13 protein-coding genes are annotated in these 14969 nt (G+C 44.6%); 1 reads left to right on the top strand and 12 read right to left on the bottom strand.

From position 1 onward, the window contains the following. Positions 1–2: 2 nt before the first annotated feature. The 7 genes from rnc to pta form a co-directional block, all read right to left on the bottom strand. A complete protein-coding gene (gene rnc, locus D5281_RS02970; protein WP_160558653.1) occupies positions 3–695 on the bottom strand; it encodes a ribonuclease III in 693 nt (230 codons plus the stop codon). Between the two features lie 48 nt (positions 696–743). Beyond that, a complete protein-coding gene (acpP, locus tag D5281_RS02975) occupies positions 744–974 on the bottom strand; it encodes an acyl carrier protein (RefSeq protein ID WP_160558654.1) in 231 nt (76 codons plus the stop codon). A 15-nt stretch (positions 975–989) separates the two neighbouring features. Then, complete coding sequence (plsX, locus tag D5281_RS02980; RefSeq protein ID WP_160558655.1) at positions 990–2003, bottom strand: phosphate acyltransferase PlsX; 1014 nt, start codon at positions 2001–2003, stop codon at positions 990–992. Between the two features lie 126 nt (positions 2004–2129). After that, positions 2130–2309: a 50S ribosomal protein L32 gene (rpmF, locus tag D5281_RS02985; protein WP_120467795.1), complete on the bottom strand. Its 180-nt coding sequence runs from the start codon at positions 2307–2309 to the stop codon at positions 2130–2132. 2 nt (positions 2310–2311) lie between these two features. Further along, positions 2312–2839 (bottom strand): YceD family protein, encoded by a 528-nt coding sequence (locus D5281_RS02990; RefSeq protein WP_160558656.1) that lies wholly within the window; start codon positions 2837–2839, stop codon positions 2312–2314. Between the two features lie 248 nt (positions 2840–3087). Beyond that, complete coding sequence (locus D5281_RS02995) at positions 3088–4293, bottom strand: acetate kinase (protein WP_160558657.1); 1206 nt, start codon at positions 4291–4293, stop codon at positions 3088–3090. A 12-nt stretch (positions 4294–4305) separates the two neighbouring features. Beyond that, a complete protein-coding gene (gene pta, locus D5281_RS03000) occupies positions 4306–5307 on the bottom strand; it encodes a phosphate acetyltransferase (protein ID WP_160558658.1) in 1002 nt (333 codons plus the stop codon). 298 nt (positions 5308–5605) lie between these two features. Here pta and D5281_RS03005 point away from each other — a divergent pair, with 298 nt between their 5' ends. Further along, positions 5606–6925, top strand: a complete 1320-nt coding sequence (locus D5281_RS03005; protein WP_160558659.1) for a tRNA(Met) cytidine acetate ligase — start codon at positions 5606–5608, stop codon at positions 6923–6925. Positions 6926–7040: 115 nt separating this feature from the next. Here D5281_RS03005 and D5281_RS03010 read toward each other — a convergent pair whose 3' ends face one another. From D5281_RS03010 to D5281_RS03030, 5 genes are all read right to left on the bottom strand, one after another. Then, on the bottom strand, positions 7041–9587 hold the full coding sequence (locus D5281_RS03010) for an extracellular solute-binding protein (protein WP_160558660.1): 2547 nt from the start codon (positions 9585–9587) through the stop codon (positions 7041–7043). Positions 9588–9645: 58 nt separating this feature from the next. Continuing rightward, complete coding sequence (locus D5281_RS03015; protein ID WP_160558661.1) at positions 9646–10746, bottom strand: ABC transporter permease; 1101 nt, start codon at positions 10744–10746, stop codon at positions 9646–9648. A 136-nt stretch (positions 10747–10882) separates the two neighbouring features. After that, a complete protein-coding gene (locus D5281_RS26450) occupies positions 10883–12934 on the bottom strand; it encodes an HlyD family efflux transporter periplasmic adaptor subunit (RefSeq protein ID WP_160558662.1) in 2052 nt (683 codons plus the stop codon). Positions 12935–12982: 48 nt separating this feature from the next. Further along, a complete protein-coding gene (locus D5281_RS03025; RefSeq protein WP_330584780.1) occupies positions 12983–13954 on the bottom strand; it encodes a carbohydrate ABC transporter permease in 972 nt (323 codons plus the stop codon). After that, complete coding sequence (locus D5281_RS03030; protein ID WP_277935139.1) at positions 13951–14961, bottom strand: carbohydrate ABC transporter permease; 1011 nt, start codon at positions 14959–14961, stop codon at positions 13951–13953. The genes D5281_RS03025 and D5281_RS03030 overlap by 4 nt, the downstream gene beginning before the upstream one ends. Positions 14962–14969: the final 8 nt, after the last annotated feature.

Raw genomic sequence — 14969 nt, forward strand, 5'->3', positions numbered from 1 at the left:
ACCTACTCTTTTGACATGTCCGCAAGAAGCGCCTGATAGGCCGCCTGCTGTTGCGCCGTTTTCTTATTCCGTCCCTGGCCCTTTCCTACTGTGATACCCTCAACTCTGGCTTCCACCACAAAAATCTTATCATGCTCAGGCCCTATTTCCTCAACCAGCTCATAGACCAGTTCCTTTGCCTGTTTTTGGACTCTCTCTTGAAGCAGTGTTTTGCTATCATAAAAAAGTTGCTTATTTTCCAAGTCGGAAAAAACAAATTTGTTGACAAATTGATTGGCCATGTCAATGCCTCCATCCAAATAGATAGCGCCTATGACGGCCTCCATCACATCTGAGAGAATAGAGTCTCTTTCCCTTCCTCCGGTAGCCTCCTCACCCTTGCCAAGCAGAATATACCTGCCAAGTAAGATATCCCTTGCACAAAAAGCAAGAGCCGCCTCACAGACCATGGTAGAACGCAGTCTGGTCATCTGCCCTTCCGACATCTCCGGATAAGTCCCATAGATAAACTGGCTGGATAAAAGCTCCAAAACCGCATCTCCCAGAAACTCCAGCCTCTCATAATTCTTATATTTATTGATTTTTTGTTCGTTCGAAAAAGAGCTATGGGTCAAAGCTTCTTTTATCAGCTTCTTATTCTGAAATACATAGCCGATTTTATCTTCCAATTCCTTCAATTTACCCTGTTTATACATACTTCTCCCGATACACCGCCAGCGGCAAAAAAGCCCTTAGCGGGCTTTTCAATTTTGTGCATTCCTGATAAGGTTCACTGCTTCTTCCACAGTTGAGATTTTCTCTGCCTCTTCAGCCGGAATTTCAATGTCAAATTCTTCTTCCAGTCCCATGATAATCTGAAAAACATCTAAGGAATCCGCTCCCAAATCGTCCACAAAGGTTGTCTCCATTGTGATTTCCTCAGGGTCAACGTTTAAAACGTCCGCAATTACTTTTTTTAATTTTTCAAATTCCATCTTTACATTTCCTTTCTAGTTTTCTTCCATTGTTATTTTTTCTTTTATTTTTTGATTGATATTCTGTTCTGTAAAGGTAATACATTGCAGAATAGAATTTTTTATCTCAACGCTGTTAGAACTGCCGTGGGTTTTCACCACAAGCCCCTTAAGCCCAAGCATGGGGGCTCCTCCATATTGTTCCAAATCAAAAGCCTTTAATGTATTTTTTAATGCAGGTTTTACCAAAAGCGCACCGATTTTGCTGCGCAGGGAGGTCAGCATCCCCTCCTTTACTTTCTTAATCAGGGTAGCCCCCACACCTTCATACATCTTTAAAATCACATTCCCCACAAAAGCCTCACAGACCACCACGTCCGCATAACCGGCTGGGATGTCCCTTGCTTCAATACTTCCAATAAAATGAATATCGGGGCAGTTCTTTAAAAGCGGAAAAGTCTCTTTCACCAGCGCGTTTCCTTTTTCTTCCTCCGCGCCTATATTTACAATACCCACTCTGGGGTTTTTTACTCCCATGACACTTTCCATATATACGGAGCCCATCTTTGCAAACTGTACCAGATGGGAAGGTCTTGCGTCCACATTGGCGCCACAGTCAATCAAAAGCGCACAGCCCTTTTCCGTAGGAATAAGCGGTGCAAGCGGCGGTCTCTCCACTCCTTTTATCCTGCCTACAATTACCTGACCTCCTACTAAGGTTGCCCCTGTGCTGCCGGCCGAGACATATGCATCGCAGGTACCCTCCTTCACCAGATTAAGGGCTTTTACAATGGAGGAATCTTTCTTTTTGCGGATTGCCATGACCGGCGGTTCCGCCGTCTCAATCACCTCTGCGGCGTTCACAATCTCCACCTGTTCCTTATGATATGTATATTTCGAAAGTTCGCTGCGGATAGCATCTTCCTTCCCTGTCAGATACACCTTTACATGGCTGCTCTCATTCACCGCATCCACAGCGCCCTTTACAATCTCTAAAGGGGCATTGTCCCCGCCCATAGCGTCAACTGCTACATTTACAAATTCTGCCATCCGCTTACTTTATCCTCCTTGTTGTCAGTACTATTTCACTATACTAGACCGTATACGAAAAATCAAGCACAATTTTGCTCAAAAAATTAGGAAGTCAACCGACTTCCTAATCCCTGATTTACTCAATTAATCTACACTGATGATTTCTTTTTTATTGTAAGAACCACATGCCTTACATACTCTGTGAGGTGCCATCAGGGCGCCGCACTTGCTGCACTTTACTAAAGTGGGAGCACTCATTTTCCAGTTTGCTCTCCTCTTATCTCTTCTTGATTTAGAAGATTTATTTTTAGGACAAATAGACATCGTTACACCTCCTTACCTGCGTTAAAGATATCTTGAATAGCTGCCATCCTGGGGTCAGGCACAAAGGTATCGCACCCACACTCCCCCTCGTTTAAGTTGTGTCCGCACTGCTTGCAGATTCCCTTACAGTCCGGTTTGCACAGCACTTTAACAGGCATGTTAATTAAGATCTCGCCGTTCACAAAAGCCTCCACGTTAAGCTCGTATCCAGCCATAAAATCCTGCTGCTCGTCCTGGCTTAATGAATGTCCGTCTAAATCCGGAGCAAAAATTTCCTGCTCAAATCGAAGTTCCAAGGGCGTATAAACCACCTCCAAACATCTGTCACAGGGGATTTCCAGTACAAGCCTCATCTCTCCCCGTATCAAAATCTTCCCTCTGCCAATATTGGTAAAGGTTAAATCAACAGGGGATTTCTCACGGATTTTGTAAGAATTTCCCATATGGGAAATTCTATCCGGCTCAAAAGCAACGCTTTCCCTTCTATCTTTTCCCTCGGATGTAAATACGTCAGCCAGATTGATTAACATAATAAGCTCCCTATGAATCAAGTCATACACTCAAACAATTATAACGAGTGCCGCTTACTTTGTCAATACCTGTAAAAATATTTGGTGGGTAATTGTAACGATTCAGCCAGGTCTGTGCATTTACTGCACAGACCATGAAAATATGTTTAGGGAGTGCAAAATCCCATCGCCGAAGGCGATTTTAAATGGATTTTGCATATAACAGTTCAGCAAGGCTGAATTGTTATGGGTAATGTAATTACTAAATATTATTTTACAAGCGCAACTGTCTCGCGTGCGATAGCCAGTTCTTCGTTGGTGGGAACCACAAGCACTTTTGTTTTGCTCTCGCCGGTGGAGATAAATATCTCCTCGCCTCTTTTTTTGTTTGCTTCTTCGTCTAACGCAATACCCAAATATCCCAGATAGGAGGCAACCATGGTTCTGACCAGAGAAGTGTTTTCTCCAATGCCTGCCGTGAAGCAGATTACATCCACTCCGTTCATGGCTGCCGTGTAGGCCCCAATGTATTTGGCAACTCGATAGGAAAAAGCTCTAAGGGCCCGGTCCGCCCCTTCATCACCCTGATCTCTGGCGCTTACCAGGTCTCTAAAGTCTGAGGAAAATCCCCCCGATAATCCAAATACCCCTGACTCCTTGTTCATCACGCTTAAAATTTCCTGAACGGATTTCTTTTCTTTGTTGCACAAAAATTCAACGATTGCAGGGTCTAGGTCTCCGCACCTGGTTCCCATAATGAGTCCTTCCAAAGGGGTAAGCCCCATGGATGTATCCACACATTTCCCATTCTTTACAGCGGAAATGCTGGCGCCGTTCCCAAGATGGCAGACGATTGTCTTTAAATCCTCATAATCCTTCCCAAGTATCTGGGCTGCTCTGCGGGACACATAAGAGTGACTGGTTCCATGAAAACCATACCGCCGCACCTTATAATCTTCATAATAATGGTAAGGAAGTCCATAGAGGTAAGCCTCCTTGGGCATTGTCTGGTGGAATGCCGTGTCAAATACCGCTGCCATAGGCGTATCCGGCATCAGCTCCATGCATGCCCTGATGCCAATCAAGTTGGCAGGATTATGAAGGGGCGCTAAATCGTTACACTCCTCAATCGCTTTCAGCACTTCATCGTCAATCAGAACGGAGGATGCAAATTTTTCTCCGCCGTGGACAACTCTGTGCCCTACCGCTCCAATTTCATCCAGGCTTTTCACCACGCCCATCTTTTCGTCCGTAATTGCTGAAAGCACCAGCCTGATTGCCTGGGTGTGATCCTCCATGGGTGTCACTGCCTCATATTTCTCTCCGCCTGTGGGGGTATAGGACATTTTACTGCCCTCTATACCGATTCTTTCACACAGCCCCTTTGCTATCACTTCCTCCGACTGCGCGTTAATCAGCTGAAATTTAAGGGACGAACTCCCGCAATTAATTACCAAAATATTACTGTCTGTCATTTTTACCTCCTATTAAGCCAGCTGCGCCTGCACAGCAGTCAGCGCCACAACGCCTACGATATCCTGCCAGGAACAGCCTCTTGATAAGTCGTTGACCGGCTTTGCGATTCCCTGAAGCATAGGCCCGTAGGCTTCCGCATTTGCCAGTCTCTGTACCAGCTTATATCCGATATTGCCGCTGTCCAAATTAGGGAAAATAAGCACGTTCGCTTTGCCCGCAACCTCACTGCCCGGTGCCTTTGATTTGGCCACCTGGGGAACTAATGCTGCGTCTGTCTGCAGTTCGCCGTCCAGCGTAAGACCGGGATATCTTTCATGGGCGATTTTCGTAGCCTCAACCACCTTGTCCACCAATTCATGCTTAGCGCTTCCCTTGGTGGAGTGAGACAGCATTGCAATAATAGGCTTTTTCCCTACCAGGCTCTTAAAACTCTTAGCGGAGGAATCCGCAATTGCCGCCAGTTCTTCCGCCGTAGGGTCCTGATTCAGACCGCAGTCGGCAAATAAAAAGGTGCCATTATCCCCATATTCACAATTCGGCACACACATCAGGAAAAATCCCGAAACCAGCTTCACCCCCGGCGCCGTCTTTAAAATTTGAAGGGCGGGACGCAAAGTATCCGCCGTTGCATGGCAGGCCCCGGCCACCATACCGTCCGCATCGTTTGCCTTTACCATGATCACGCCAAAGGTAAGATAATCTGCAAGTAAAATTTCTCTTGCCTTTTCCGGCGTCATTCCCTTGTTTTTCCTCGTCTCATATAGCAAATCAACATATGCATCCAGCTTATCACAAGTCTCCGGATTGATGATTTTTACCCCATCCAATTCAATCTCCAGCCAGGTCGCGCCATCCATGATTTTTTCTTCATTTCCAATCATGATAATATCCGCGATACCTTCATGCTCAATATGCGAAGCAGCAATCAGAGTTCTCTTATCCGTAGTCTCCGGCAGGACGATTGTTTTTTTTTCCATTCTTGCTTTTTCTTTTATTATGTCAATGTATGACATACCCCATTCTCCTTTCTTATACCTTTTCTTTATGCATACAACTGCATACACCCTCTTAAAAATTATAGTTTAAATTGCCATACACGGCAAGTATAACTTCACAAAAAAACGCGGAAATCAATCTTGCATACAGTTTCCTTGAATGTTACTGTGAGCGGCCTTTCATCCGTAAACAGCAACCCTTGAAAATCGACTTGCGTGTTTGCCGCAATTCGTCTGTGGCAGTCTACATGAAAATATGATATGTTAAAAAGGAATCATGTAATATATTCTGTCAGCTTAAATGGGAGGACAACACATGAAAACAGCTGCAATTATTGCCGAATACAATCCCTTTCACAACGGCCATCTCTATCAAATCAAAGAAACCCGCCGCCAAACCGGAGCAGACTTTATTCTCGTAGTTATGAGCGGAGATTTCGTGCAAAGGGGCGGGCCCGCTTTTTGTGACAAATATATCCGTACCCGGATGGCCCTTGCCTGCGGTGCGGATGTTGTGATAGAATTGCCTGCTTTATATGCTCTCTCCAGCGCGGAATTTTTTGCAGGCGGGGCCGTGGCTTTGTTAGAACAGTTAAAGGTTATAGATGCTTTATCCTTTGGCAGTGAATCGGGCCAGCTTTCCGCCTTCACAGACTGCGCCCGTTTATTGGTTCAAAATCCCTCTCGGGTCCATTCCAAATTAGAGAGACAATTAAAATCCGGCTTCTCATATCCGGCGGCCTTAGAACGGGCCGTGACCGAAATGCTTTCGGAAAATGATGTTTTCTCGGACCGTTCCGGCTCTTTGGGCCATTGCGCTTTCAGGATGGGGCCCGCAGAAATTCATGCGCTTTTTTCCTTCCCAAACAATATATTAGGACTGGAATACTGCAAGTCCTTATTTTCTTTTCATAATCCTGCCGGCTGCAGTCGGATCATTCCTTTTACCTTAAAGCGTCTGGGGGGCGGCTATCACGACCTTTCCCCAAAGGAAGATGCCCCTTTTCTTTCCGCCTCCGCCATTCGACATATTTTAGGCCATGGGGGCGAAACCCTCCAAAAATATGTGCCCCATGCGGTATATGATTTACTCAGCTTAAATAACCTTCTTACGCCTCCGGTCACAGAGAACCATTTTTCCTCTCTGCTGCATTACAAGCTTATATCCGAGCGGGACAAGGGCTTTACCGATTACTTGGACTGCGATGGGAACCTGTCGGATAAAATCTGTAAAAACATTGATAATTTCACGCGTTTTGACACATTTTGCAGTCTGTTAAAATCAAAGGATATCACCTACACCCGCATAAGCCGGGTATTAATGCATATCCTGCTTAATATCAAAACGCCCCAATTTTTCAAAAAGCCTTTGCACCAAAGAAATCTTTTGGCGCCCTATGCAAGGCTGCTGGGTTTCCGCTCCCAAGCCGCCCCCCTGCTTCATGCCATAAAGAAAAGCAGCGCAATTCCGCTGCTTTCCAAACCTGCCGATGCCCGTTTTCTTTTAAATGAGGAGGCTTATGCTCTGCTGCAGCAGGATTTTTTCTGCGCCTGTGTCTATGAATCTATTGCGGCTCCATACAGAGGCAGACCTCCCATAAATGAAATAAAACAATCTCCCATCATAACTGCTTAAAAGGTATTTCAAACCTGCCGTAAACTGACAGGGCATCCGTAACGTTAAGCCTGGAACTTTGCATTTGCTGCAAAGTCCGTAAAAAAATGTAAATTTGGCTTATTACCCGCAAAAGTCAGCGGTTCTCATTCACATAAAGCTGCGCTCTGCTTTGAATGATGGCAGCCACATCCTTTGCCTGTTTCTGTCCCGCAAAGTAAGGAGCCGCTTCTTCCTCAATAATATTCAGCAGGGCCTCATCCATCTTGTAAACCTGGGTCAGACTGTAAAGCTGTTCTTTAAACGCCTCCATCTCCTCCCGGGTCATGGGTGGAATTATAATCTCCTGACCGCCTACATAATAGGAATCATCATATTCCACCTTTTTACCCTCTTCAAAATAGTAAGGTCTTTTTGTGGCTTCCTCCCCAAGTTCATCAAGCCTTTTTATACTCAAAGGGAATCCGTAATTTATATTTTCCTCCTGGTATTTATCTGTAAGGAAGGTACGCAAAAAAGCCCAGACACCTTCTTTATTCTTTGACTTTGCGGACATTGCCAGCTGCATATCAGGCCAAATCACCGTGCCGTCCTCATTGGCACAGGGGAAACCAATCATGGTAATCTTTTCTCCAAAGGTTCCTTTTTCTTCTCGGTTGTAAGATCTGAAGTCTCCCAAACCATTGACAGACGCAATGATCTTGCCTTCCCGCCACATAGAATCCCAGTTTTCCCAATATTCGTCTTCATAAGCGATATCATCTGTTTTCTCAGGAAAAAGGCTGATTAGCTCCAAAGTCTGGATAAAGCTGTCCGAATCAAAATTACAGGCACCGCTCTCCCAGTCTATAAACTGATTTCCTGACATAGTCAGGCAATTCCGCAATATCATATCTCTCGAATTCATTTCAAAAAGCAAAGTGCCCGCCGGCTTTGAGGCAAGCAGCTCCAAAGCTTCCTGCACCGTCCAGCCTCTCTCCTCTCCTACTTCCGATGCCTTGGCAAGCACCGTCTGTATGGTGTAAGAAGGCACAACCGTATACAATTTCCCATTTACGGAAAAAGCCTCTACCACATTAGGCATGAAATTATTGATATCAAGCTCCTCATCCTTTTCAATATAAGGCTTAATATCTTCCAAAAGACCCTTGCTGATATAACTGTCCACAGGCATTGCATCCTCCAGTAAAATAATATCCGGTACTTTTCCTGTGGCAATATCCGTATTGAGCCTGTTGATCCCCTCCATATAATCATCCCCTGTGCTGTACATGGAATAATAATCCTGAATGGAAATTCTGTAATCCTCACTCTCTTTGTTAAATTGAATCACATTCCGCCTTACGGTCCAGTTTGTAAAGCCCATGGCCAGCTGGATAACCTGTTTTTCCTTTACCTCCTCTGGTGGCACTTTCGTAAATTTTGCCAATACGCTATCCCCTGTCTCCAAATCTTCATGCATGGCAAAAAACTCTTTTTCATTGATGCCAATCACCTGATAAACATTGTAAAAGTCAAAATCCGAATCAATATAATTCATCAAGCAGACTTTATCCGCCTCCCCCAGATTATAGCCATATACGGCGTAGTTATCCGCCATATACAAATCATACCCTACTCCCGGATAAAAAGAAAAATCATAGGACAGGCCCGGAATCTGGTATCTTTCCACCAAAACGCCCGCGTCCAAATCTGCAAGGGCTACATTCATTCTATTTTCTTCATCACTGAAAACGGCTACCGTTCTTCCATCCTCAAGACAGACAAAGGAAGATCGGTCCAAAAGCTCCTGGTCCTGACCTTTGGCCAAAGTCTCCACATAGTTACCCTCAAGGTCAAATTTAAAAAAAGTCCCATAGGAATTGATATAAATGCCATTTCCCTTTTTTAATATCATATCGCCAATATAGAAATAGCCATTGGCCTCCTCAAGTTCTTTCAAAGCGGGAATATCATTTAATTTTACGGAAAAATACTTTTCTCCGGAAGGACTCATTTTAGTCAGATAATACTCATCCAAATACGCATCTTCCTCCGAAGGTACGGCATCCCTTGTTTCCTCTTCCATGCTCTGTGCGTCTTCCTCCGCATCCTGCGCGTCATCTGCCTTAGTATCTTCCTCCGCGTCCTGTACGTCATCTGTATGCGTATCCTCCTGGGGTCTGGTATCTTCCACTGTTTCCCCTTGGGTTTGATCGCCATCTTCATTCATGGCAGTATCATTTTCGGATATCTGTCCGTCTTCCCCATCCGTTTCTCTCGGTTCAACCGCTCCTCCTTCTGTTTCCCCTGCACTGTCCTCAGGAGAAACGCCTCCGCCTATCATGTGAAAATCATTTTCAATACAGTAAATATTTCCCTCGTCATCAAAATTGATGTTTCTTATATTGATATTTTCTTTTACTGAAAAGGAAAAAGTCTCCGCTGCGGTTCCATCCCCGTTAAGTTTATAAAAATAAAGAATAGAAGACCCATCATCCTGCCAGTCACTGCCATAAGCATAAATATCTTCCCCTGAGCGGAATAACTGTCCTGCCTCTTTCAAGTCTAAATCTTCCATGCGGTACACATAATCTTTTGATGCCAAGCCAGTTTGTGCGCCATCCTCTTTTTTCTTTCCACAGCCCCAAAGACCTGCAGCCATGAGGCATAACAATACTCCTAAAATAACGCTTTTTTTCATAACAATCTCCCTTTTACCTATAGTCCGCAAATCAAGGCGCCGTCAAAGTTTCATACGCCTAAAAGTGCTGCCACTTATTCTTTTCTCCCTTTACCTTTTGCACTGTTTTATCCTTTGTTTGTATGATAAAGTTTACCACATCCCTGTAAGTCCAAGTCTTATTTTTCCATCTTATGATAAGGAATACCGTAAGGATGACTCCCGGAATCAATAAAAAAATAATCTGAAACAGTAAAACGACCGCCTTTACATCCTCCCATCCCCTTCCGATATTTTCCCAGTAGGGGAATTTCACAGCACTGTTTTGCATGGACCTGGTCCCAAAGTCAAAAAGCACCGTAACCAAAGCTTCTACTGAATAGCGGGAAGAATTTTCAACCATCACCATATCGCTGTCTTCTATTCCAAGTTTTTCTTTTATGTTGTTATATACAAAATGCTTCACCGGATTAGGTGCCGCCACCTCATAAACACTGATGCCTTCGCTCACGCCATAAGCCGCAAGAGACTCATTTGATACATACAGGACCGACTTGTTTAATCCTGCCTTTTCCGCAAATTTGCCCTCCTGCCTTTTCACCACACCCGCCACATAATGGGGCACATCTCCGATCATCACGCTTTTTCCTGCAATATCATTAGAGCCGAACAGCTGCCATGCTGCATCCTCGTCTAAGACAATGGAGTCTTTCATCAAGTCATTGCCCGAAAAATATCCTCCAGATACAAGCTGCAGCGGATGGAACAGGAAAAAATCTCCCCCGATTCCCACTGCGTCCGCCTCCAGCTTTCCTTTTTCACTGACCACCGTAATGGTTCCAAGAGAGCTATACGCATCAATAAAGAGCCGTCTTCCGCCTTCATCGCTTACTTCCTCGGCAGACAAAACCTCCTTAAGACTCTGCTCAAGGGCTCTCTCATAGCTCATAATCGTATATTCTTCCACTTCTACATGTTCTGCAAAAAAGCAGCTTACATGCGCACTGCCGCCGTCTTTATCCCAGCGGATGGCCGCCTGCTGGTCAATCAGGCCATCTACCTTATCATCTGACCAAATCGTTAAGGTCAAATACAACACAAGGGATAAAAACACAATCAGGGAATAAATGATTTCCTTAAGGGACAAGCCGCGCAGCCATTCCTTTATTCTTAAAGCCATAGCTTACCTCATTTCTGCGCTGCTTTTCGCGCATAACAAAGTTTATGAATGCAGCGCATACACAAACTCCTCTCCAAATATCACAGGTTATGCCCATAAGCATATCTGTTCGGCCGAAGGCTCAACCAGCCCAATCTTATGTTTCATTCAGCCTTACCTGTTTACCAGCCTCCACCGGCTTGGTAGATGTGGTAATCACATATTCATACCCATAAAGTCCCGCTGAAATGGCTGTATAATTATCATCCGAAGCCAGCACTTCCACATCTACTCTTGTAGCAATGTACCGATTGCTCAAAGGACCGCTCTTTGATTCCACAATTAAAATAAATTTTCCGTTATTGTCCTCGCGGACTGCACTGTTGGGCACCACAAACTCATATTCCGAACTGCGCTGGCCCACGGAGATACTCAGAGCCTGTCCCGCCTGTATGCTTGAACCTGTCACATCAAATTCCAACAGCTTGTTCTGTCCCGGATTGTCAGGGTCCGGCTTGATTCCCGACAAAATAACCTGCGCGTCATCATAATACCATGCATTTTGCAGCTCCGCCGTATCTCCCACCTGTACTTTTCTGGCCTGTTCATTGGTAACGGAAACCTTTAATATAAATCCTTTTCCTTCCACCTGCAAAACCGCAGCCGTTTCCTCCGGATTTGTAGTCTCCCCTGCCACATAGGTAAGAGAGGTTACGGTTCCCGCCACAGGGGCCGTAATGGCGGCGCCCATGGATTTTTCTTTTAATTTGGCAATTTCCTCTTGCTTTAGCGCAATATCTTTGCTTACTTTGGTTAAATCCAGTTCCGCGTTGATATCCGCGTTCATTTCCTCCTGTTCTTCTTTCAGAAGGTCATAGACCGCCTGGGCATTTTTAAGGGCCGCCTCCGCATTGGCAATCTGATTCTGGTATGCCACGGACGCCTGCTTGTTGGCATTGGTTTTATCCGATAAATTCTTGTCCGCCTGGTTTAATTTGGCCTGGGCATCCTTGACACTGTCCCCAGGGGAATAGGAAATGGCATTTACCCTGTTTAGTCGGGACTGCAACTCCTGCAATTCCTGATTTAAGTTTCTTAGCTGTTCCTGATTGCTGCTGTATCCTGTCAAAGTGCCTACGGCGTTGCTTAAAAGGTCATAGGCAATTTTATATTCTGCGTAGGCTACTTTGAACTCACTGGCTGCTATCTGCGCACCTTCACCTAAACTATTCCAATCGCTAAGTGAATTAATCCAGCTGTATGCTTCCTCGGTTGTAAAATTGTTACCGCTTGCAGCATTCAATGCCTTGCGTTTTTCCTCTAAGGCCTCTTTTGCCAGCTTTTCTCTCTTTTCTATTTCCTCAATTCCACCGGAAGAAACAGTATCGCCGTTATCATTAGTTTCTATTGTTTTACTATTTGCAATTGACTCCGCACTTCCTATCAACGTCTCCAAATCCGCTATCTGCTTTTGTTTTTCCTCAATCCGACTGTTCAGTTCGGCTATCCGCTCGGACTTATCTCTGTTAAAAGCCGCCTCCGCATTTGCCTGGGCAGTCTGGGCATCGGAAAGCTCCGTAGTTGCCAGCGCCTTTTCATTTTCTTCCGGGATCGTATTGATAGTGGCATCATTGGCATTGATGGTACTCTGTAAGGTCAGGCTCTCCAACGCATCCTGGCATTCCTTTACCCTGGCCTGGGCGGTATCCAGCCGGTTTTGCATATCTGCAACCCTTGTCTGCAATGCGGAAAACCCGTCCGTGCGTCCGCTTGCTACCTTGCTGATGATATCAGAGGACACATTGTTGCCAAAAAGCCCCTTCATATAGGTCAGCTTAAGTTCTTCCAGTTCCGCCTCCGCGTCTGTCAGCTCCTGGCTTTCCGCGTCTTCCAGATAGTAAATGACCTCATCCTTTTCCACCTCATCGCCTTGCTTTACCGCAACGCTTGCAATGACCCTTGACTCCTTTGCAACAATATTATATGGGTCAGACGCCTCCACATTACCTGTGCCCCGCACCTTGGCCGTGATGGTACCGCTCTGCACATATTGGGTAGCTACCTCGGGCAGAGAGTAATTCATGATAGTATTAGAAAAAAAGGTGAGTATCAGCATAATCGTCAAAAAAACAATCGCCGCATTTTTCACCCACTCTTTTCTTTTCCTTCCTTCCTCCTGATTCATCGCCTTAAACCTTTCCTTTCCCACCGCTTAAGCAAAGCGCCCCCCGCTCTGCACAAGTGTACTTATCGCGCATTACCCTTTGATTCCCCCCTGGTAGGTAATGCCTTCCACCAGATAATCCTCTCCATACAAAAACACCAGTATGGGAGGCACCATATAAATTGTAGCTACGGCAAAAGCCAGTCCGATTTCACCTGCATTGATCTTTGACAAAAACACCGACAGAGGATGCTTTTGCTCATCCGCCAAAAGAATAAGCGGCTGTTCTACCATATTCCAATAATCTATAAAAATCAGGATTGCAATTGAGCACATGGCACCTTTACAAAGAGGCATACAAATATGCCGAAAAATCTGCCACTCTCCCGCCCCGTCAATCTGGGCCGCCTCCATAACGGATATCGGAATCCTCCTCATATACTTGGTCAAAAGATATACCGCAAAGGGTGAAAAGATACCGGGCAGCCAAATAGCCCAATTGGTGTCCAAAATATGAAGCCAATCCGACACAAGATAATTAGGCACCAATGTAACCTGATAGGGCATCAGCATCAAAATAATATAAACAAAAAAAATGATTTCCTTCATTCTGCCTCTGTACCTGGTAAACCCAAAAGAAGCGCCGGCCGCTACAAGGAGCTGAAACACTACAATAGGCACCACCAATATCACTGAATTCCAAAATTTAAAAAGATATTCGGGGCTTTTTAATAAAACCGTTATATATTGGCTGAAAGACACCATATCCGGAATAAACTTAAGGTTCACGGTTTCCGCTATATAAACCTTTCCTCCTGAATCATTGGTGGCAAACACCTGCCCGTAATTGGAAGAAATTTCGGAGGCTGACATAAAGGAATTGGTGATGGTCAGCAAAATAGGCAGCAGAAAAAGAACCGCAAAACAGGCAGCAGCCATGGTCTTTAAAGTAACGCCAACCGCCTTTTTTCTAAGGCGCCATCTTTTCTTTCTTTTAACCTCCATCTCCCAACGCTCAAGGGAAATTTCATCTATCTTTTTTATTCTGCCAAAGCGTTGCTTCATCCTTCCACATCCTTTCCGAAATAATTCTCGGTCAGGAACAAAATTCCTATGATAATCACCATTACAATCGCCATCATGATTGCCGCCGCCGACATCTTCTGGTAGTCTAGCCTGCTAAAAGTATTGTTCATAAAATGCTGCAGCATATACATGGTATCATAAGGATAATCCCCTTTCAGAAGATAAATCTCTCTGAAAACCTTAAAAGAATTAATTAAAGACATAATCGTCACAAAAAGAATAGTAGAGGATATATACCGCAGTTTAATATGAATAAAAACCTGAAACGGAGACGCGCTCTCCAATATGGCCACTTCAAGTATATCCTTAGGGATACTGCTCAGAGCCGCCATAAATAATATCATATTATAACCTAAATTTTTCCACAAAAAAAGTATTACAATCACTACCTGTGCATAGCCTGAATTGAGCCAGTCAATTTTATCCAGGTCAAAAATACTTCTCAGCTCATTCATCATGCCGTTAAAGTGGAATAACACCTGCCAAATCAGCACCACCGATGCAATAGGCACCATCATAGGACTTAAAAAGAATGTCCTGAACTGGCTTTGAAAAGGGATTTTGCTTTCCAGCATCATTGCCAGAAACAAAGATAAAACCACCGCCAGCGGAACCGCGGATACGGAAAAAGTAAAAGTATTTTTTGCTGCCTGAATAAAAGCCGCATTTTGAAAAACCATCACGAAATTATCAAATAACACAAATTGTGCGCTGATAGGATTGTCTATCATGGAATAATAGACCACAATCAAAAAAGGCAGCACGAAAAACAGCAGTACACCAACAGCACTAGGCAGCAGATATCCGGCAGATATCAGCCGCCCACGGTGCTTTTTTTTGTTACTACTTGATTTTCTGCCCCTTTTTGGGGAAGGGACAGTTATTTTTGTGTTTCTTTCTATGCTGCGCAGGTTATTTTCTTTCACATAAGGATGTGCCGCAAAGCGTGGCATCCGTTGTCCCTTCCTGCTTTTAGGAAAATGCATTTCAATCC

It is taken from the genome of Parablautia muri (assembly GCF_009917485.1).
Classification (GTDB): Bacteria; Bacillota; Clostridia; order Lachnospirales; family Lachnospiraceae; genus Suilimivivens; species Suilimivivens muri.